Origin of the sequence: Kosakonia pseudosacchari, from assembly GCF_015167415.1 — a bacterium.
Taxonomy (GTDB): Bacteria; Pseudomonadota; Gammaproteobacteria; order Enterobacterales; family Enterobacteriaceae; genus Kosakonia; species Kosakonia pseudosacchari.
Genome location: NZ_CP063426.1, coordinates 36,876 through 57,438, shown reverse-complemented (window position 1 = coordinate 57,438; position 20,563 = coordinate 36,876). Strand labels below are relative to the sequence as shown.

The window sequence follows — 20,563 nt, the reverse complement described above, 5'->3', positions numbered from 1 at the left end:
TAACCTGCGGGCTGGAAAGCGTTGACGCTCGGAGTAATATGCGGGTATATACACGTATTATTATGCCATGGCCAGCGAACAGCACTTTATTCAGAGAGGAACAATGACCCTTAATTCATCAACCATAACAGCGAGTTCGCCATCACGTATTCACCCGGCAGGCCTGCTTTCAATCGGGCTGGGCAGCATCCTGAGCTCCCTGGACTTATTTGTCGTCAATCTTGCCTTCCCGTCGATCAGCCGAAGTTTTCCCGAACACCCCGAGGCCACACTGTCACTGATTCTGACGATCTTCTCAGTCTGTTTTGCCTCCACTCTGGTGCTGAGCGGCCGTTTTGCTGACCGGTACGGCCGACGGACTATTTTCTCGGTAGGTCTGGCCCTGTTTGGACTGTCGAGCCTGCTCTGCGGGCTGGCGCCCACGCTCTGGATACTCATCGCCGCGCGGGCAATACAGGGGGTTGCTGCGGCCATGCTCATCCCGACAAGCCTTGGGCTACTACTGGGTGCATATCCTCAGGAGAAGCATAAGCAGATGATCGGGTTCTGGGCAGCCACCGGCTCGGTTGCGGCCGCGGCGGGCCCTGTCCTGGGTGGCTTTCTGGTTCAGGCGGACTGGCATCTGATTTTCTTCATCAACGTGCCCATCGTGATTGGGGCTCTCATCTGTACCCGATACCTGAAAGAAAGTGCACCGCATACCGGGCCTGCCCCCGATATTGCTGGAAGCGTACTCCTGACGTCAGGAATAGCTCTCCTCACCGCCACCATAGCTCATACTTCGGAATGGGCCACCCACAAAGCCGCTATTTTCGCGGGAAGTATGGGAGCCATCGTCGTTCTGACGGTATTTGTGTACCACTGCCTGAAATCCTCCCGTCCTCTTCTCGACCTGAGTCTGTTCCATTCCCGGGCTTTCACAACGGCAACAATAGGCATGGGATGTTTTTATATGAGTTTTGCCGTTATGTTACTTGGCGGCACGATGTTTCTGACCCAGGCATGGCACCTGACCTCCGCACAGGCAGGTCTTGCTTTTGCTGCGGGACCCGGCACCGCCGTTGTCGCCTCGCTGCTTATCGGGAGGGTAAAGGCCACTCCACAGAACCTTGCTGTCGCAGGCTCCGTACTGTACTTCCTGAGTGGACTCTGGTGGTTTTTAACGCTCAGCGACCATACCGATAATGCCTGGTTACTGAACTATTTGCCCGGACTGATTATGACCGGACTCGGTGCGGGTATCGCGCAGACGGGCTTTATGGCAGGTGCGGTTTCCGGGCTTCCGGCCCATATGTATTCGACAGGAACAGGGCTGATCAACACTTCACGCCAGATTGGTGCGGCGATCGGCGTTGCGCTTTTTGTTGCTCTAAGCGGTAAAGCTGCTGCACCCGAATCCTTCCATGCAGCCTGGCTGCTGATGAGCCTGTGTGGCCTTATTGCGGCGCTGTCGGCGAATTACCTGCGCCGCAAAATTTCCCCGAAAAAGTAAATGCCTCAGCAACACGGGAGCAAGTCAATGTCCGCTCCTGGCACGCAGCGGACAGGCTGCGTGACCATCATGTCTGCTGTGAGCGAGGAGCGGAAGTTCGCATTTGTCATAACCGCAGCAGCCTGTTATTCGTTTGGACTGACAAGGGGTCCGCTTGGAAAACGGAAATTATCCCACGCTAAGACTATATTTTGTACAGCAGTGGAGAAGGATGAGAGACCAGCAGTTCATTAACAGGGACTCCTTTTTGCTTAAGCGGCTCAATGGTTCTTTCTATATAAACCGTATTCCAGAGTGTTATCGCCGCCGTATGTAGTGTCAGCGCCGGTGGCGTGGTAACGCTGATCCTCCCACCCCCAGATCCCTGATTTCATTCAGCCGGTGCATGAAGGATGCTCGCCCAAGGGCCTCACCCTTATTCAGCCCCGCCTGTATGCATCGGCCTAAGCCTTTATCGCAAAATCAGTCCAGCATAAACAGCGTCCGATCTCTGCAGAAAATCGCCCTCTGCGCTACGAGTTTGAACGCATTTACTCTGTTTATAGGTAACATTCGCTCCACGATATAATGATATCGGCAACGTATTCAGCATCCTGAGCATGAGTCAGAAGGTGATCCGCCTTACCCAACGAAATGAAACTCTTGGGATGCTTTGCTGCTTTGAATATTTTTTCGGCCTGCTCAATTAACACAGTATCATCTTCAGTCGCATGAAAAATAAGCAGAGGCTTGTTCATGGCGAACACCTTATGAGCGATTTTGTGTTCCTGAATATTGTCCAGCATCTGTTTCTTTAAGGTAAATACCCGCCCGGCCAGCTCAACGGGATAGGCTCCATGCTGGTTAATGTTTTCAACATCATCCTTAAAAAGACGTTTTACGTGTGTCAGTTCTCCGGGTGATCCTATGGTGACAACGGCCTTTGCCTCAGGAACTTCGCCGGCAATAGACAGAATGGCCGATCCCCCCAGGCTATGGCCAATGAGCAAAGAAGGCGCTTCGTACTGTCGGCGGAGATAATCTACCGCGCAAAGCAGGTCCGAAATATTGGATGAGAAGTTGGTGTTGGAAAAATCCCCTTCGCTGTTTCCCAGACCAGTAAAATCAAACCGGAGAACGGCGATAGCATTCTCTGTCAGTTTCCGCGCAATACGCGCCGCGCCTTTGAGGTCTTTGCCACACGTAAAACAATGAGCTAACAGCGCAAACGCTTTAGGATTTTCAGGAAGTTCAAGCAATCCGGCCAGTTCTTCACCAGCCGCATTTTTGAACGTAAATTTTAGTTTTTTCATAGGATATTCCAGGTCTTAAACTGATTTCATATGTTTGATCGCAGGGAAAAATAATCTTCTGCTCTGCATCTGGCATTACGCGTTTTCCTTCCTCTACTGGGGATGTGAAACAGAATTCATTCCGAATGCTTGTCCTCACCTTCCAGTTTGAAAGCTGATTATTGCTTCCTGTTCGGTGATCACTTACGCTATGCTACCAACTAGATGGTAGTTTACAAGAATTTTATGAGGTCTCACTGAATGGCCAATTGCGCGCTCATTCTTAAAATATCCCTGGCAATGCTGGCGTTTGCTGCAAACTCTATTCTGTGCCGTCTGGCCCTGCAGGGAGGCCACATTGATCCCCTTTCATTCAGCAGCCTCAGGCTGGCCAGTGGTGCACTCGTCCTGTCACCTTTCTTGTTTTATCACGCAAAAACTACATTATCGCTGTGGCGTCCGCTGAGCGGATTTTACCTCATGGTGTACGCAGTGCTCTTCTCTGTCGCCTATATCCATCTCGATACCGGGGCAGGTGCGCTGTTACTTTTTGGTGCCGTACAGTTTGCGATGGTGATCCACGGATTATTTAAAGGGGAATCACTCTCCGTTATGCGGGCTTGCGGTTTAGTTATTGCTCTGGCAGGAATTGCTGCCCTGCTGTTACCCGGGGCGAAGGCACCGCCGCTTTACAGTGCACTTATGATGATCGTTGCCGGATTAGCCTGGGCCGCCTATTCCGTCAGGGGGAGGGCGGGCCAGGCGGCCGGGGCTTCAACGGCGGCAAATTTTGTACTCGCCACGCCGATGGCTCTCGCTCTTTCGTTGCTGTTTATGAAGCAGGGTCACTATGATGCTGCGGGCATTGCTTTGTCATTGCTGTCCGGTGCCGCCGCCTCAGCCGGTGCATATGTATTGTGGTATACCCTTTTACCCTCTCTCGGCTCTATCACCGCCAGTACCCTTCAGCTCAGCGTTCCCTGTCTGGCAATGCTAGGGGGTGTGGTATTCCTGGATGAATCACTGACGGTCAGAACGATATTTTCTGCCCTGGCGGTGCTGACTGGCATTGTGATGGTGACACGCGAGAAATCCCCCCGTCAGTCGATGACAAAGGCGAGAGAACCTTAATAACGCAATTAATTCATGCAGTTGTGATGATTCTCTTATGTTAATCACACGAGCCAGTTTTCCCGCTTCGGCATCAGACTGACAGTAATACTGAGGTCGACGTTTCTGACTACACCTAAGGCAGGTTTATGAAATGAAATATGATTTTGATGAGTACGTAAGCAGAGAGAAAACAGACAGTCTCACCGTGGACGGCTGGCGGGAATACCTGTTTTCGGGACAGTCCGAATTTGCAATGCGGTATCCGGCAGAAGGGCTAATCAACCTCTGGGTTGCTGACATGGCTTTTGCCACACCAGAGCCGATTCTTCAGGCCATCAGAGACCGTCTGGATAGAAAAATACTCGGCTACACTAAAATCTACGACGAAGAATACTATGAGATCTTTGGCAGCTGGTGTGAGCGACAATATGGTCACCGTTTCAAAACGGAAGACATTGTGCTGTCTCCGGGCATTATTCCCGCGCTGAACCGTCTCGTCCCGCTTCTGACCGACATGGATGACAGTATTCTTATTATGACGCCTTCATATGGCCCGTTTAAAAAGGCGGGTGAATACAGTCAGCGTCGCGTGGTGTACTCGGCGTTAAAAAAATCAGCAGGCGGCTGGGAACCTGACTGGGAAGACTTTGCACGCAAAGCCAGTCAGGCCGATTTACGTGTGAAAATTCTTTTCCTGTGTAATCCGCATAACCCGACCGGACGAGTCTGGCGGCCTGATGAACTTAAGCGGATTATTGAAATTTGCCTGGCCAATGACATCTGGGTGATATCTGACGAAATTCACTGCGACCTGTCCCGAAGCGGTATCGGTCATACACCGGCCGCCTCTCTTTTCCCTGATTCTACACGCATTATTACCTGCATGTCCTCGAGTAAAACATTCAATCTGGCCGGGAATTTGTTGGCAAATATTATTATTCCGGATCCCGGTGTCAGAAGCGAGTGGCGTCTCAGACACGACGAGTTCATCTCTCCACTGAGCCTGGCAGCAAACAAAGCGGCGTGGAGTGAATGTGATGACTGGCTTGTCCATCTGAGGGAATATATTGACGGCAATTTCCAGTACCTGCACGACTATCTCAAAAGCTATTTACCCGAAACCAGGTTCTCGATCCCCGAAGGGACATATCTGGCCTGGATAGATATTAGCCGCTACCTGCCCGACACCGCAGGTGAGGATTTATCGCTGTATTTTGCCCGGGAGTCAGGGGTCCTTCTTGAAGGGGGCTTGCTGTTTGTCGACAATGGGGACGGATATATCCGGTTAAATCTGGCCTGCCCACGGAGTATGCTGACAGCAGGGATGAAAAGAATTTCACAGGTACTGCGGATACCGGCTCCTCATCGTGTATAACCCCTTTCTCTCTGGCCGTTTTGTCCTGTCAGGATGTCGTCAGAACCCGGCATAACACCCTGTGCCGGGAACACAAAAGGCACGGATGAACAGGTCGTGAATATTCTTAGTGAAGCCTGCTGATGACATATCTGGCGACAAAAAAATGCCGCCCTTAAGGGGCGGCTTATGCCAGCGTCACGGGGTTATCGTCTGACCGCCATGATGCCCGCATCGACATCCCAGATAGCGCCCGTCACCCATGAGGTTTTGTCAGACAACAGGAAGAGAATAGTGTTTGCCACATCTTCGGCAGTTCCGACGCGTCCCAGCGGGTGGAAATCGTTCAGCGACTTCATAGCATCTGCGATATCCGCTTTGTCCATGAAGCCTTCGTATATCGGCGTATGAACAATCCCGGGAGACACCGCGTTGACACGAATACCCGCGCTGGCCAGCTCAATCGCCAGATTACGCGTCAGGGCATGCAGACCCGCTTTTGCCATTGAATAGGCCGAGGCCGGCGAGTCACCCAGTGCAGCCTGAGCACCAATCGAACCGACGTTGACGATAGACCCTTCGAGCTTCGCGGCGAGCATGTTCTTCACGACATCCTGTGTAATAAAGAACGTGGCTCGGTTCAGCGAAAGATACATGTCATAATCGGCAAAGCTGTGCTCGGTAAATCCTTTGGGCATGAAGATACCGGCGGCATTCACCATCAGGCTGATATCGCGATGGTGAGCATTAATTTCCTGACGGATAGTTTCCATACCTTCTTCGGTCATCAGGTTCGCCGCGATGACCGCAACCGGTCCCAGAGGGCTCAGTTCTTTTTGCACCGCTTCGGCTTTGTCTTTTTTATTCCCGGTCAGCACGACACTGCCGCCCGCTTCCAGTACCATGCGTGCCACGGCCAGGCCCATGCCGCTGGTACCGCCGACGACGAGCAGTTTTTTACCTTTGAAAAAAGTGTTCATTTTCTGACTCCATTACTGGTGGGTAAGACGTTGCCGGCAGCGTGAAACTGCCGGCGGTTGACGGATTAAATACTGCAGCCATCCGTTCCGCAGGTCTGACCCGCAGTGGCTGAAAATTCGGTTTGCTGTTCATCCCAGACCTGACGCAGGGCATTCAAAAAGTTATCTGCTGCCTGAGCCCCGCTGATGGCATATTTTTCGTTCATCACAAAAACCGGAACGCCGCTGAGGCCAATAGACTGTGCGTGGGCTTCATCGTCGGAAACGGTGGCGCGAAAATCGTCATTTTCCAGGGCGGCTTCAGCGTCAGCTTTCGGCATACCGGCTTCTACGGCCATGGCAACGAGCTGCTGACGGTCAAAGAGAGAGCGACCTTCGGTGATACTGCCATGATAAAAACGTTCTTCCACCGCGTCCGCAATTCCGGCCTTACGCGCGGCAACCAGCAGGGTGTGTGCATCTTCTGTATCACCAAACATCATGCCGTCGAAGTTGTAGATCAGACCTTCAGATTTACCGGCGGTGCCCACCTGATTCATCATCAGCTCCGCTGAATGCTGACTGCCCAGCTTTTTAACGATGGCATCCTTAAAAGGCATCGCGGGAGTACCACCGGCCAGACGGTAGCTGTGATGGCGGATCACCACCTGGTCGCGAAATTCAAAGCGATTCAGACCCTGTTCAAATCTTTTTTTAGCAATCCAGCACCACGGGCAGACCAAATCTGACCAGATATCGATGGTAAGGGTGGGTTTCAGCGTTTGCATAATGATTCCTCAAAGACGTTGGGCGGTCGGATCTCACTTATCAGAGAACCGCGACCGTATGGGATTTATTGCGCCTGCCAGACCGGGTAATCGGTATAGCCTTTTTCCGGGGAACCACTGACGCCGTAGTAGGTGGCGCGGTCACTTTCTGCCAGTGGCCAGCCGTTTTGCATTCTTTCAACCAGATCCGGGTTAGCGATGTAGGGCACACCAAATGCCACCAGATCCAGCTCATCATCTTCCAGAGCCTGCTCTGCGATATCACGGGTAAAACCGCCGGCAGCGATGATGGTGCCTTTAAACGTGTTGCGAAAACGGCGGCGGAAGCCTTCCGGAAGTGGCGCTTTGGTGTACACCGGCTGATAGTAAAGGTGTACGTAGGCCAGTTCCCGCTGACCGAGCGCGTCGGTGATGGCTGACCAGGTTTGCTCTTCACCTTCATACGGCGCGAGGTCATAAATGCGGCCGAACGGTGACAGGCGCACGGCAACGTGGCTGTTACCCACGGCTTCCGCCACGGCGTCAATGGTCTCCAGCAGGAAACGCTGACGATTTTCCACCGAGCCGCCGTATTCGTCGGTGCGGGTGTTCAGTTCGCTACTGAGGAACTGGTCAAAGATGAATCCGTTTGCCGCCATGATTTCCACGCCGTCAAAGCCGGCTTCCATCGCCAGGCGTGCGGAGTGCACGAAGTCTGCAGTGATGCGTTTAACTTCATGCGTTTCCAGCGCGCGTGGCTGGCTTGGTACAACCGGGCCCGGTTCTCCGGATTCGGTCAGCGCAAAAACGGTGGTATTGACCGCCTGAACGGTGCCCGCTGAAACCGGCGCTATGTGGCCTGGCTGAAGAGAGACGTGAGACATACGGCCGACGTGCCAGAGCTGCGCGAAAATACGGCCACCTTTGGCGTGAACCGCTTGTGTCACCTTACGCCAGCCCTGGACGTGTTCGTCGTTGTAGATACCAGGGGTATAAAGGTAACCCCGGCCTTCTTCTGAAACCGGCATCCCTTCGGTGATGAGCAGGCCAGCAGAAGCACGCTGTGCATAGTACAAAGCCACGACCTCATCCGGCACGTCATTCATGGTGCGGGTGCGGGTCATCGGTGCCATGACTACACGGTTTTTTAACGCCAGGCCAGACAGATTGTAGGGGGTGAAAAGCTTACTCATCGTATACCTCACAAAAAACAAAAAGGAGTATCCCGGCAGGGATTTGCACAGCCCGGCAGTATCATCGACTGGACGTCGCGCACTGGAGTTGCATAAACATCTGATGGGTGGCAATATACCAACCATCTAGTAGGTAGGTCAATGGGTGTGTCGTATTTTTTTGTCATAACGCAGCCATTTCTGAATTGTCACTCATTTTGCGAGGTCATCACCATGCGTACATTAACAGCTTATAACGAAGATAATTTCCGCCAGATAGAGCAGTACAAAGGAATATCGGTGGTACGTTTCTCTGCACCCTGGTGTCCGCCCTGTCAGGCCAGCGAAGAAATGTTCAGTCAGTTTGCAGACCGGCTCGATAGAGATATTCAGGTGGGGAAAGTCAATGTAGATCAGGCGCCGGTGCTGACAACCAAATACGAGATCTGGGGGCTGCCGTCTGTGCTGATATTTCATGAAGGGCAATTAGTTAAACGCATACCGGGTGTGAAACCTGCATCGGTATATGCTCAGGCTATTGCGGACATAAAAAAAGGGCAGTAATGCCCTTTTAACGTGGAATTTATTAATGCTTAACCGCGTGCCTGACCGACGGCATCAAGAGTGCGGGCTGAATAAATGACCGCCGCGCCAGCGTTGAGGTTAATCGCCACGCCCAGCGCTTCAGCAATTTCAGCGTCGGTTGCACCGGCTTTCACAGCGGCGTCGGCGTGAAAAGCAATACAGCCGTCGCAGCGGGTTGTGACTGCGCACGCCAGGGCAATGAGTTCACGCACTTTTGCGCCCAAAAGGTCAGTTTTGTTACCTGCGTTGCCCAGGGCAACCACGCCTTTCATGGTCTCGGGGGTCAGTTTGCCCAACTCGCCTAAACGTTGCATTAACTCTGAGCGATAGTTGTTCCAGTCCAGCATAGTGTCATTCTCCTGAATGAGGGGTATTAAGAAGCAGTTTTATATACTTAAGGCTGTTGGCGAAGACTTCGGGTCTGGCCGTTGCATGCGCCACTACGCTTGAGCCTTCACAGACATTAATGATCATCAAAGCAATATCTGATGGTTCGGCATGGGATGAAAACTCACCTGACTCCATGCCCGCCCTGACGACTTTTGTGAGCCACTCGATTTGCATATCGAAATAAAGTGATGTCTGTACAGTAATTGCCTGAGGCAGATTGGCGGTCTCTGCTGACAACGCACAACACAGTGGCAGTAGCGAAGCTTTATGGCTTTGCGCGAAGATATCGATGTAAGCCGCAATTCTTCTCTCCGCGCTTTTCTCAGTCGCCTCTATCTGCTCAAATACGCGTTGTGTATCAGAGAACGCCTGTATTACCACCTGCTCACCCAGAATATCTTTGGTCGGGAAATGGTGATGAATACTGGCCTTGGTGATACCCACTATTTTTGATAAATCAGCATAGCTGAATGCTGAATACCCTTTTTCGCGCATCAGGTGTTCTGCTTCGCTGAGCAGCCGTTCCCGTGTCATGGTTGTCATAATTACTCCATATAATCTACTAGTTGATAGATTATATTGTTGCTATTTTTCCGTAGCAAGTTGTATCACTGACTCAGTATCGTGCAGAGCTGAACGTCACTGCCATCCTGCATTCTGAATGGCAGCATTACATCTCTGACATCACGCCAGGCGTGTAATCATTTCAACCGGATTAGCCAGAGTATCGTGGATTGGCGAATTCTTTTGCATTTCGCTGACCAGCGCTTCTAACTCCTCGCGACTGGCGGTCTTGCTCGTAAGGTGAACATCGACGCGAATAGATTTCGCACCTTTACGCACGTTGCTGTCCAGCCCAAGGAAGCCGTTGAGGTTGATATCGAAATTAAGATCCAGCTCGATACCGTCCAGGTCGATCCCTTTTTCAGCAGCCATCATGGTAAGGGTGGCGGTATAACAGCCAGCCAGCGCCTGCATGATGTATTCAGTCGGGCTCATGCCGGTATCGGTGCCGAGTAAACCTGCGGGTTCATCACCGATATTAGAAAATTTCCCCACACGGCTGGTATCGATAACGCCGTTCTGGATTGTGGCGCCGGTCTCTGTGCGAACGGTTAATCCGCCGCTGGAACGGGCTTTCATCTGGAAAGTCAGGTTACCCAGGCCAGGCTGGCTGCGAACTGCTTCACGGGTATTGTGGATCGCAGCTGCGTCTGCAGAAGGTTTAACGGTAGTAGACATAATGGCTCCTGTAATTTCTTGATAAAAGGTATAGCTGGTGTAATCAGTACCAACCATCTAGTTGGTAGATTAATATCGCGAACCTCTTTTGTCTACTCTTTTATAAAAAATAGGGGGAAAAGAACCCAGCAGGCTGTTTTATTTCATAATAACCATTTGATTTTTTTATAATCTTCCCAGCCGCTCACTCTTGCAGCAATCCAGCCTTTACCCGAAGGATAGTCTGGCGGGTGGTATTAAATTCCCGGGCAATAGCACTGATACTGATGCCAGCATTTAGGCGCTCTGTCACTGTTTGCTTTTGTTCCTCGCTCAGGATGGGGGGGCGACCGAAGCGTTTTCCAGCCGCTTTTGCCCTCGCAATACCTGAATACGTTCGCTCAAGCAGCAAATCCCGCTCAAACTCCGCTACAGCAGAAATTACCTGCATAGTCATTTTTCCGGCCGGACTGGTCAAGTCAACGCCTCCGAGTGCGAGACAATGAACGCGAATATCTAAAGCCGCCAGTTGCTCTACTGTTTTTCGGATATCCATCGCATTACGACCCAGACGGTCAAGTTTGGTGACAATCAGTACATCCCCATTTTCCATGCGATCTAGCAACCGGATAAATCCGGGGCGTTCGCTGGCAGCAACCGAGCCACTGATATGCTCCTCAATAAGTCGTTGGGATCTGATGGCAAAACCCGCCGCTTCAATTTCACGACGCTGGTTTTCTGTGGTCTGTTCCAGAGTTGAGACCCTGCAGTAGGCAAAAACACGTGACATGGGAAACTTTCCGTACGAAATGGATGTCCGAATTATAACGTGTGTCCGAAATTAATTTCACTAAGTTTCGGACATGTGCTGTAAGTGGTGTACGAAACCGACCGGTTTCGGTCACAGCGAACAAATAACAGATGAAAACTATACGCGAGGGAGGCATTTATGCCACGGCGACAGATACTGAGCAGCGAAGAGCAGGAACGCTTACTGGTTATACCAGATGATGAAATTATTCTGACCCGAATGTGTTTTCTGAACGAACCGGATATTGCGCTCATTAATAAGCACCGAAGGCCAGCGAATCGCCTGGGCTTTGCTGTATTACTCTGTTATCTGCGTGGACCTGGATTTATTCCGGACAAAAGCAGTGCTCCTCACAATGGCGTTGTATCCAGGGTTGCTTCCCGACTGAAACTTCAGCCTGATTTATGGCCGGAATATGCATCCAGAGAGCAAACCCGCTGGGAACATCTGACCGAACTTTATCGCTACCTGGAACTATCCCCGTTCAGCCGGTCAATGCAAAAAGACTGTATCCGTCATCTGCACCCCTATGCCATGCGAACTGACAAAGGATTTATGCTGGCGGAAGAAATGCTCAGCTGGCTACATAACAATAATGTTATTTTCCCTTCTGTTGAAGTGATCGAACGGACGCTTGCCGAAGTCGTCACGCTCGCTAACAGATCGGTATTTTCGACACTTACCGCGCAACTGGAAAAGCAGCATAAATCAGCACTCGACAGCCTGCTCATATCAGAGGGTGAACAACCTTCCCGTCTGGCATGGCTGCTACAGCCTCCGGGTAAAATAAACGGTAAAAATGTGCTGCAACATATCGACCGGCTTAATTCCATCGCTGCGCTGGGGTTGCCTGATGGTATTGCACTTTCCGTTCACCAGAACAGGTTGCTTAAACTGGCGCGTGAGGGCCGGAAAATGAGCAGCAGGGACCTGGCAAAATTCACCGATGTCAGACGTTACGCTACGCTGGTTTGTATAATAACAGAGGCCAGGGCCACCCTGACTGACGAAGTGATTGATCTGCACGAGCGTATCCTGGGTAGTCTGTTCAGCAGGGCAAAACGCACGCAGGCCGAACGGCTCCAGCAAACGGGAAAGCTTATTCAGAGCAAGCTGAAGCAGTACGTTACCGTCGGGCAGGCGTTACTTAACGCCAGAGAATCCGGGGAAGATCCCTGGACTGCAATAGAAGATGTCCTTCCCTGGCAGGAATTCATCAACAGCGTGGAAGAAACGCGGTTTCTTTCCCGTAAGGGCAATTTCGACGCGCTTCATCTGATCACCGAAAAATACAGTACGTTGCGTAAATATGCCCCGCGTATGCTGTCAGCATTGCAGTTCATGGCGACACCTGCGGCGCAGGCGCTCAGCGATGCGCTGGACACCATAACGGAAATGTACCGTAAACAACTTCGTAAAGTGCCGCCATCAGCGCCAACAGGGTTTATCCCTGAAAGCTGGCGAAAACTGGTGCTCACGCCTTCAGGCATCGACCGCAAGTACTACGAGTTTTGCGTACTGAATGAACTCAAGGGTGCATTACGTTCCGGTGATATCTGGGTAAAAGGATCGCGCCGCTACAAAAATTTTGATGATTATCTCATCCCGACTGCTGAGTTTGAGAAATCCCGACATAATGACCAGTTACAGTTGGCCGTTCAGACCGATAGCCAGGCATACCTTCAGGCCCGTATGACTCTTCTTGCATCTCGGCTGGAAGAAGTTAACGCGATGGCGCTTGCCGGTGATTTGCCCGATGTAGATATCTCAGATAAAGGCGTAAAAATCACTCCACTGGAGAACAGCGTTCCTTCAGGTGTTTCGCCCTTTGCAGATTTGGTCTATGGCATGCTTCCCCATCCGAAAATTACGGAGATACTGGAAGAAGTTGATAGCTGGACGGGATTTACGCGTCACTTCGCGCACCTCAAAAATAATAACGTCAGACCAAAAGACGGAAGACTGTTGCTGACCACCATTCTGGCTGACGGCATCAACCTTGGGCTGACAAAAATGGCGGAATCCTGCCCTGGGGCCACAAGATCGTCACTCGAAGGTATTCAGGCATGGTACATCAGGGATGAAACTTATTCAGCGGCACTGGCCGAGCTGGTCAACGCACAGAAAGAGCGGCCTCTGGCCGCATTCTGGGGCGACGGGACAACATCGTCGTCAGACGGGCAGAACTTTCGGGTAGGCAGTCACGGACGTTATGCCGGTCAGGTCAATCTTAAATATGGTCAGGAGCCGGGCGTGCAGATTTATACGCATATCTCAGACCAATACAGCCCGTTCTACGCCAAAGTGATCAGCCGGGTGCGCGACTCAACCCACGTGCTTGATGGCCTGCTGTACCATGAAAGCGATCTGGAAATTACCGAGCATTACACCGATACCGCAGGCTTCACTGAACATGTTTTCGCCCTGATGCACCTGCTGGGATTCGCTTTTGCGCCAAGGATCCGTGATCTTCATGACAAGCGGCTGTTTATTCATGGAAAGGCCGAGCGCTATCCGGGGCTTCAGTCTGTCATATCAACAACCTGCCTGAATATCAAAGACATTGAGTCGCACTGGGATGAGGTATTGCGCCTGGCAACCTCGATTAAGCAGGGGACAGTCACCGCATCACTGATGATGAAAAAGTTAGCCAGTTACCCAAAACAGAATGGACTTGCCAAAGCGCTGAGAGAGATTGGCCGCATCGAACGGACACTATTTATGCTGGACTGGTTCCGTGATCCCGGTCTGCGCCGACGCGTGCAGGCGGGGCTGAATAAGGGTGAGGCCCGTAATGCCCTTGCGCGAGCGGTCTTTTTGCACCGTCTGGGTGAAATAAGGGATCGTGGGCTGGAGAATCAGAGTTATCGCGCCAGCGGGCTGACATTACTGACAGCAGCGATCACGTTGTGGAACACGGTATATATAGAAAGAGCTATTGAGTCACTAAAACGAAAGGGTATCCCGATAAATGAGCAACTGGTCTCTCATCTTTCTCCCCTGGGCTGGGAACATATCAATCTGAGTGGAGATTACGTCTGGCGTAATAATCTTAAGCTGGGATCCGGAAAATACCGCTCATTACGTACAGTCGATACCGCTTTGTACAAAAAACAGTCTTAGCGTGGGATAATTTCCGTTTTCCAAGCGGACCCCGACAACAACGATTGATCGTGCCCTGCTAAAGCGAAGCACACTGGCACTCACCCTTACCGGCTGGTATGCCTATGTGCAGAAGGCCGCAGATGCGGCCGACAGGCTTAAGCAACAAAATGGTATGTACTATCATGCTCTCTATGCTGAAGAACTGGAAATGTTGTATTTTCTGATTGAGCCTGTCATCAGTAGGAACCCGTCACTTAACCGGATTATGTCTTCTGATGACGAAATAGCAGCTGCAATTAACCGGATAATTCGATGACTTTTTTTGGAAAATGGCTGCGCTGGCAGCTTCGTCTTCTTGCCAGCATTGTTATCTGTGCCGTACTCATCGTGAGTGTTGCCGCGCTGGGTGGAAAATTCTGGCCGGACTATGCCTGGGGTGTTACCGCCGTATTTGCCGTAGCCATTATCTGGCTGGCATCGAGGAAATAAACCACCGCCGCTCAACCCAGTCCCTGCATCCTGACCAGCCCGATGACCAGCAGATGGCCGGTATAGGCCAGATAAAAGAATGACGACGGCATAAACCGTTTTTCCCTTCCCGCAGCCGGTGAGGTGGCCGCACTGACTGCCGCTACCGGCAGCAGAACGGTGGGCAGAATAGCCAGCACAACCACGGTAACCGGTATCTCCTGTAAATGCTGACTGTTCAGTGCAAGCAGCGCAATGAAGGCGGCGGCTCCGGCCGACAGGCGGTGCCGGAATGAGGTGTTGTGCAGGAAGATGGCCAGCGACAGGGCCAGTACCAGCCCCGGCACGCCGTAACTTGCGACAGACAGTGGCCACGCCATCAGGACAAGCAATAACACGCCGCCCGCCATGCCAGCCAGACGGTACCGGTGATGCCAGGCAAGCAGCTGCGTGACGCCGGCGAAGACAAACAGAATGTTGAGGGCGTACCACGGGTCGTGCCCCCGGAACGCCAGACTGAATGCCGGCTGGGTGACCACTGCCCAGAGCCACATCCGGTTTGCCCTTAACTGCAGGCGCTCTGGCCGGAGCATCACATTGCGTGCCCATATCAGGACGAACAGCGGAAACGCCATTCTCCCCAGCGCATAGAGCTCCGGTCGCGCCGGCGTCAGCAGAAGCGTATTGATATGGTCCGCCAGCATGGCAACCAGCGCCGTCAGTTTGAGCCTGTCGGCCGCACCCGGACTGATAGCCAGCCAGTGGTGTATTCTCGACGTCAGTCCGTACATCGTTACGCTGAGATATTGTGTCATTTATGTCCTTTTCAGTCCGGCACGCCCGTAAAATATAATCCTGTACCCATTGCCAGAAAACTCGGCCGCTGTAAGACGGCACACTGACGCCGGCTTTCTGCAAAATCTTTCTCGCCACGGATTCTGATTTATCCCGGATAATTAACATTGCAGAATTTTTATCTTTATTTGACAGTGCGGTGCTGAAAAGAAAGAAACTGTTCATGCGCTAATAATATCTGAGTTAATAATATTATTCTTCGGCATTTAACTTAAAAACTTTAGCGTCCGCACATATAATTCTAAGCTGATTTTGCACACGTTTAAATATTTTTATCTGATTACCGGATTATCAAAAATAAAAATTTTGGCATAAAATATGCGGCAAATAAACTGTATTTCAGGCGAGTGGCTCGTCAATTTTTTTAATTAACTCTTGCCCCTGATTATGAGGATTGCCGACTTTAGCGGATACCGGATACCAGCTGAAATCGCTTTCCGGCAGCGCATGTTTTTCAGCCAGATCTGCGGCGTCTTCCGGGCTGGTTTTTTCATTTATCCAACTGAGGGCGGACTCAGTATCAAATACCAGCGGCCGACGGTCATGAATATCAATCAAGCCCTGATTACTTGGGGCCGTCACAATAACAAAACCTTCCTGCCCGTGGTCAGTATCAAAGGGCGCGTGTCCAATCGCGGCCATAAACAACGGGCTTCCGTCTGAACGGTAGATGAAATAAGGCTGTTTGCGGGAGCCTGTTTTTTTCCATTCATACCAGCCATCTGCAGGAACAATCGCGCGACCGCTGCGCCAGAGCTTGCTGAACATTTTTCCGGTAGCGGCGGTTTCACTGCGGGCATTTATCATCGGTGCTTTTGTCCACCATTGCGGGCTGTAGCCCCAAAGAACCGGATCAAGCGCAAAGTTCCCGTCGCGTTCACTCCGTATAAGAATACGGGTGCCCGGCGCTACATTGTAGTGTTCCAGAGGATGAGGATCATAAGGAACAGTCTCCCCGCTGATTTCCGGCAGTCCATACGCTATAAAAAAGCCGGCATGAAGCCGGGCGACATTCAGTACTACGCTGGCAACGTGCTGACCCCTACATGAATACTTGCTTTAGGGAGTTGAAACGAAAAGGAGTGGTTGAAAGGATTAAACGGGTAGCGGAATGGGGCAGTAAATAAAGTTCGGTATGTGTACTGCCCCGCCAGATTACAATTCAGACGGTACATTCGCCAGATGTTGAGCAAGTAATGTTTGATATTGAACATTCAGCGCCTGAGATACTTGAAGCTGCTGCTGAAAGGCATCAACCACCGGTTGCATCATTGCGAAGGCGGAAAGAGCACTTGCGTTGGCCACGGCATCAACACCACCTTGCTGCGACAGTCGCACGTTACGGGCAGCCCCACCAAAGCACATATTGCCAGTGACTGGATGTATTATTGGAGTTGTCCATCCGGCCTTGTAATCAGATTCATTTATCATGTTAGTACCCTTTTAAAATTACTTATTTATCATAGCTATCCCGAAGTCTTTCCAGCTTGGTATTGCCGTGAACTGAGGCATTACCATCTCCAGAAACCACGCTGCAGGACAAATCATGCTCGTTTAACACAGTGTCGATGCGATTAGCTAAAAAATCGCTTAGTCTTGTGCTGTCAGATGCTTGCCTTTGATAACCATAGTCAGGAAGATCTATCCCATGGCCATTAGAACGAATTACAATTCTAACACCTTCTTTTTCAAATACTTGCCTTTCAAAGTCATAGATTGATGGCATTTAACTTGGTCTCCATTTATGTCGTTTATTATTAGCTATCCACGATAATAGGTGCTTATTAAGGCATTAATCAATGGTTAAATGTTTCTTAGGTATAAAAAATATGATCAAGTGAAACTTTCTTAGTGTTCACTTCTGTTCTACAGAGGGGTTTAAGGGCCAGCCGGACGAAGCCTTCCTGAGTTACGGCACTCTGGCATCGGCTGAATGGGCCCTGCCTTCCCAGTCCAGTGTTGCCTGCGACATGGTGCCGTAGGGCCAATGGTTCGAAAACGTATTTTAAAGAGATAATTCCATGTGTTTTTTGGGATGAGTCGTGTCATGTAGTGAGGCTATCTACCTGATAGTCAGATTTAATCTTTTTAATTACACTAAGTAGAGTCGATTCCGGCTGAGGGCAAAATGTCACGATAGTGGCAAGATGGAGTTGACCCCTGCTATACCGATATTCTTCTTTTGTGAATGGGGAGCGTCGAAATGGATAATTATCGAAAGTTGCTGGTATTAGGAGTCAATGAAGCGGTCAGACAGGGCAAACTATCTCTCGGCGCTCCTGATGGTGACGCACCTACCGATGAGAATGGTCACCTTTTTACTGAGCTTGCGGGTTATCCGTCGGTCGTCATCTGGAACAGCATAAGTGTCGGTGAGCTGCGGATCTCTGTCTGGTGGAACTACGACCACTCGAAACACCCGCAAGCAGAGGCATCAGGTAATGCCCGCGAAAACTTCAATTTTAGTCGACCGTTAGCTAAAAAAATTCATTACCCCAAATTTGTAGGTGCTACCGCCAGTGCCTGGCTTGAGCGAAAAACGGGGAAGCACTTGCAAGGCCACGGAAAGCGAAACATCTTCGATACGTATCTTCGCACCGATATGAGAGAAAAACTCCGTGCGATCCCCGATCCCAGGCCAGAAGGTTATGAGGCGGAAGGCCGATTCTTTCTTTAAGGGTGAGCCGTGCCTGACATATTACTTATCGTCATCGTCACTAATCGATTTTTTAAATTGTTTATTTTCCTTTTTGGGGTTGTACGCTGGAATCCAAGACAATTTCGTCACCAAAGCTAAAGACAATCAGGTTTACATAACGTTGAATAAATTACTGGTTATGTGACATGTTTCAGCGTCAATATCGTTACTTTAATTATTGTCACTCTACCGATCGTTTATAGTTGATAATTTAGAAAGGAAGTTCTTCATGACTGAACTAATGAATAAAACATCAAATCAACACTTCATATCTCAAACCGAATTCAGATGGAATAGTGCCGTCCCTGACGCTCCCCATGGTTCAATTAAAATCAATAGATTTAGGTTAATTAATAAGAGAGATTACAAACTGTCCCAACCAGAAAGGAAGCGTGTTAAAGGGCTTTCATGCGGAGATGATCTTTTCACTATCGCTATTATGGATGATGGCAAGCGCGTTAATATGGAGAAATTTTTTGGTTATTTTGAGGAGCAATATAATAATAGAGCATCAAATTTTCTTTCAGCTATTAAAAATAAGATAGATGACTCAGTTGCCGGAGTTGATAAAATTGATGGTTCTGAATTTTATTCAGATGTGAAATTCTTTCAAAAGATGAAATTTCTGAATTTCATAAGAAACCCGCACAACATATGTCAGGCATTAAAGATGTTTGATTTTGCTAAAGATTTTATCGTGCATGGTCAAGGGGGTGAGTTCAAATTGATCTTTAATGCTCTTGTTAAAAATGAAAAAAAACATCGGGATTTTATATGTAAAACATATAAAGTAAGTGAGTCTGATTTTGATAGCTGGATAAAACTTATACTTCTGTTTGTTTACCATGATGAAAACATGAAAAACCCTGTTTTAGATGGGATGATGGAAGAGTTTTTCAAAGCAAAGGAATTATATACAGCGGTAATAATTGGATATTATTTGGATGAATCAAAGGGGGCTGTTTTAATTCCAGATGTTGGCTCTGTGGTTTATTCTGATATGACATATAAGTTCAATGTTTCAAAAAATTGTTTCATAGCTCTGGAACATAATTTAATTGACAGTGAGTACAGTAGAGATATTGCACGAAATGCATCGGAACGTATGGGTTTGAAATTTACAGAGGACGTCTATAAAGAATTTAAACGTTTAATGGCGGGCCACATGAGTATTTCAATTTATGTTGATAATGAAGAATTACTTAGAGGTTATAACAGAGGTTGTATTGAGGCATCTGCTGAGTTTGTGTATTCCTGTTCGACTACAATCCATGGGGCGGATGTAGTAAGAGAGGGCTCCATATAATCATTTCAAATGTGATTAATGGTGGTAGCTCTGATATAACGAATTTACATTGTGGGAGGCGGCCCGAAAACTGGTGCTAGAGGTTGATTCTGAATACCGGCCTGCAGGTTTTCGACATATTAATGATATTGTCAGGGAGCTGCATGAAGCAGATCAGCTCAGCGCGCGACTGAGTGTCGTTATGTCCGTCGTAATGATGGTAAACGAAGCCTGGAGGGCATGATGTACATTAACACGTGACTCTTCGGTGAGCTGATGGGGAAAGCATCAGATGACCTATATGGTATCCATACTGGTCTAAGATATCTGCTGGAGCAGGGGGACGAGAGCTAACGGTGATAAAAACCACGTTAAGCGGTGTCAAAAATCGAAATTGTTTCACACTGATGTCAGTAAGTTATATGACATAGGTACTCACTCTTTCCATTGACCCTCTCCCATTAACTAAAGCGTGAAACGATTGAGGTATGAGTTGATGGTAGTCCCGTCTTCTTTTTCTATTATTTCTTCTCCGCCTATAAACCTCTGCCCCAATGAAATTGATGGAGTATTACCATTATCAACAGTGGCGCCAATAAAAATAGCCTCAACTCCAGCCCCCTTGAGACCATTCTTAAACTCGTTGAATGCCTTTTCTACTGTATCTCTACCAACCCCTTTACCTCTAAAGTCCGCTCTAACAAACCATCCTACATCAGTTGTTCCCTCATCAAGAGAGACAATAAACACACATATTGCGATTATTTCGTCGCGATCATTCAAAGTAGCATAAGTGAATCGGCTCCTGTTTTTTTCAGGAATATCCATATGGACTAGTAAATCTTCATATAGGGAGGAGCGCTTAAGACTGATAACGGAATTATTATAAGCATCACATAACGCATTGTATCCTGATTCAATTATCTCGATATTATTCATCTAATTATCATCCAGTTATTAATATTTAAACTAATACACAACTCTTGTGCTAAACCCGGAATTAATGACAGCAACGGC

21 protein-coding genes and 1 pseudogene are annotated in these 20,563 nt (G+C 49.5%); 8 read left to right on the top strand and 14 right to left on the bottom strand.

From position 1 onward, the window contains the following. Positions 1-67 precede the first annotated feature (67 nt). The gene (locus tag IP581_RS23660; protein ID WP_228007871.1) at positions 68-1,492 is read left to right on the top strand and encodes an MFS transporter; all 1,425 of its coding nucleotides are present in this window, start codon (positions 68-70) and stop codon (positions 1,490-1,492) included. A gap of 199 nt (positions 1,493-1,691) precedes the next feature. Here IP581_RS23660 and IP581_RS23655 read toward each other — a convergent pair. Continuing rightward, positions 1,692-2,005, bottom strand: a pseudogene (locus IP581_RS23655) (Tn3 family transposase); the annotation flags it as partial. A gap of 26 nt (positions 2,006-2,031) precedes the next feature. Then, positions 2,032-2,784: an alpha/beta hydrolase family protein gene (locus IP581_RS23650; protein WP_004729622.1), complete on the bottom strand. Its 753-nt coding sequence runs from the start codon at positions 2,782-2,784 to the stop codon at positions 2,032-2,034. A 240-nt stretch (positions 2,785-3,024) separates the two neighbouring features. Between IP581_RS23650 and IP581_RS23645 the strand changes: the two genes are divergently transcribed. Continuing rightward, the gene (locus tag IP581_RS23645; protein WP_001567390.1) at positions 3,025-3,894 is read left to right on the top strand and encodes a DMT family transporter; all 870 of its coding nucleotides are present in this window, start codon (positions 3,025-3,027) and stop codon (positions 3,892-3,894) included. A gap of 133 nt (positions 3,895-4,027) precedes the next feature. Beyond that, the gene (locus IP581_RS23640; RefSeq protein ID WP_023287190.1) at positions 4,028-5,251 is read left to right on the top strand and encodes a MalY/PatB family protein; all 1,224 of its coding nucleotides are present in this window, start codon (positions 4,028-4,030) and stop codon (positions 5,249-5,251) included. Between the two features lie 185 nt (positions 5,252-5,436). On the opposite strand, the gene IP581_RS23635 is transcribed toward IP581_RS23640, so the two are convergent. The 3 genes from IP581_RS23635 to IP581_RS23625 all read right to left on the bottom strand — a co-directional run bounded on the left by IP581_RS23635 (position 5,437) and on the right by IP581_RS23625 (position 8,149). Then, complete coding sequence (locus IP581_RS23635; RefSeq protein WP_004729618.1) at positions 5,437-6,210, bottom strand: SDR family NAD(P)-dependent oxidoreductase; 774 nt, start codon at positions 6,208-6,210, stop codon at positions 5,437-5,439. 65 nt (positions 6,211-6,275) lie between these two features. Beyond that, a complete protein-coding gene (locus IP581_RS23630) occupies positions 6,276-6,977 on the bottom strand; it encodes a DsbA family oxidoreductase (RefSeq protein ID WP_001194072.1) in 702 nt (233 codons plus the stop codon). 65 nt (positions 6,978-7,042) lie between these two features. After that, complete coding sequence (locus IP581_RS23625) at positions 7,043-8,149, bottom strand: alkene reductase (RefSeq protein WP_006687059.1); 1,107 nt, start codon at positions 8,147-8,149, stop codon at positions 7,043-7,045. A gap of 213 nt (positions 8,150-8,362) precedes the next feature. Here IP581_RS23625 and IP581_RS23620 point away from each other — a divergent pair, with 213 nt between their 5' ends. After that, positions 8,363-8,692, top strand: coding sequence for a thioredoxin family protein (locus IP581_RS23620; protein ID WP_002431133.1), 330 nt, complete (start codon positions 8,363-8,365; stop codon positions 8,690-8,692). 29 nt (positions 8,693-8,721) lie between these two features. Here the strand turns inward: IP581_RS23620 and IP581_RS23615 are convergent, their stop codons facing one another. The 4 genes from IP581_RS23615 to IP581_RS23600 form a co-directional block, all read right to left on the bottom strand. Continuing rightward, on the bottom strand, positions 8,722-9,060 hold the full coding sequence (locus IP581_RS23615) for a carboxymuconolactone decarboxylase family protein (protein ID WP_000888080.1): 339 nt from the start codon (positions 9,058-9,060) through the stop codon (positions 8,722-8,724). 4 nt (positions 9,061-9,064) lie between these two features. Then, entirely contained in the window at positions 9,065-9,646 is a 582-nt protein-coding gene (locus IP581_RS23610; protein ID WP_000210409.1) for a TetR/AcrR family transcriptional regulator, read from the bottom strand. A gap of 141 nt (positions 9,647-9,787) precedes the next feature. Then, a complete protein-coding gene (locus IP581_RS23605) occupies positions 9,788-10,345 on the bottom strand; it encodes an OsmC family protein (RefSeq protein WP_000108589.1) in 558 nt (185 codons plus the stop codon). A 184-nt stretch (positions 10,346-10,529) separates the two neighbouring features. Next, positions 10,530-11,114: a recombinase family protein gene (locus tag IP581_RS23600; protein WP_012695450.1), complete on the bottom strand. Its 585-nt coding sequence runs from the start codon at positions 11,112-11,114 to the stop codon at positions 10,530-10,532. Positions 11,115-11,273: 159 nt separating this feature from the next. Between IP581_RS23600 and IP581_RS23595 the strand changes: the two genes are divergently transcribed. Both IP581_RS23595 and IP581_RS23590 read left to right on the top strand, forming a co-directional pair. Further along, a complete protein-coding gene (locus IP581_RS23595) occupies positions 11,274-14,258 on the top strand; it encodes a Tn3 family transposase (RefSeq protein WP_021242989.1) in 2,985 nt (994 codons plus the stop codon). A 294-nt stretch (positions 14,259-14,552) separates the two neighbouring features. After that, positions 14,553-14,729 carry a hypothetical protein gene (locus IP581_RS23590; protein ID WP_017460062.1) on the top strand — a complete coding sequence of 59 codons (177 nt, stop codon included), beginning with the start codon at positions 14,553-14,555 and terminating at the stop codon, positions 14,727-14,729. 11 nt (positions 14,730-14,740) lie between these two features. Here IP581_RS23590 and IP581_RS23585 read toward each other — a convergent pair whose 3' ends face one another. From IP581_RS23585 to IP581_RS23570, 4 genes are all read right to left on the bottom strand, one after another. Then, on the bottom strand, positions 14,741-15,523 hold the full coding sequence (locus tag IP581_RS23585) for a TraX family protein (protein WP_193822805.1): 783 nt from the start codon (positions 15,521-15,523) through the stop codon (positions 14,741-14,743). 379 nt (positions 15,524-15,902) lie between these two features. Next, the gene (locus IP581_RS23580) at positions 15,903-16,547 is read right to left on the bottom strand and encodes an SOS response-associated peptidase family protein (protein WP_407659168.1); all 645 of its coding nucleotides are present in this window, start codon (positions 16,545-16,547) and stop codon (positions 15,903-15,905) included. Positions 16,548-16,718: 171 nt separating this feature from the next. Beyond that, positions 16,719-16,994 carry a hypothetical protein gene (locus tag IP581_RS23575; protein ID WP_193822804.1) on the bottom strand — a complete coding sequence of 92 codons (276 nt, stop codon included), beginning with the start codon at positions 16,992-16,994 and terminating at the stop codon, positions 16,719-16,721. Positions 16,995-17,016: 22 nt separating this feature from the next. After that, positions 17,017-17,289: a hypothetical protein gene (locus IP581_RS23570; RefSeq protein WP_193822803.1), complete on the bottom strand. Its 273-nt coding sequence runs from the start codon at positions 17,287-17,289 to the stop codon at positions 17,017-17,019. 477 nt (positions 17,290-17,766) lie between these two features. On the opposite strand from IP581_RS23570, the gene IP581_RS23565 reads away from it, so the two are divergent. Together IP581_RS23565 and IP581_RS23560 are read left to right on the top strand one after the other, a co-directional pair. Further along, positions 17,767-18,240 (top strand): hypothetical protein, encoded by a 474-nt coding sequence (locus IP581_RS23565; RefSeq protein WP_193822802.1) that lies wholly within the window; start codon positions 17,767-17,769, stop codon positions 18,238-18,240. Positions 18,241-18,490: 250 nt separating this feature from the next. Beyond that, positions 18,491-19,567, top strand: coding sequence for a hypothetical protein (locus IP581_RS23560; protein ID WP_193822801.1), 1,077 nt, complete (start codon positions 18,491-18,493; stop codon positions 19,565-19,567). Positions 19,568-20,011: 444 nt separating this feature from the next. On the opposite strand, the gene IP581_RS23555 is transcribed toward IP581_RS23560, so the two are convergent. Beyond that, on the bottom strand, positions 20,012-20,485 hold the full coding sequence (locus IP581_RS23555) for a GNAT family N-acetyltransferase (protein ID WP_193822800.1): 474 nt from the start codon (positions 20,483-20,485) through the stop codon (positions 20,012-20,014). Between the last annotated feature and the right edge of the window lie 78 nt (positions 20,486-20,563).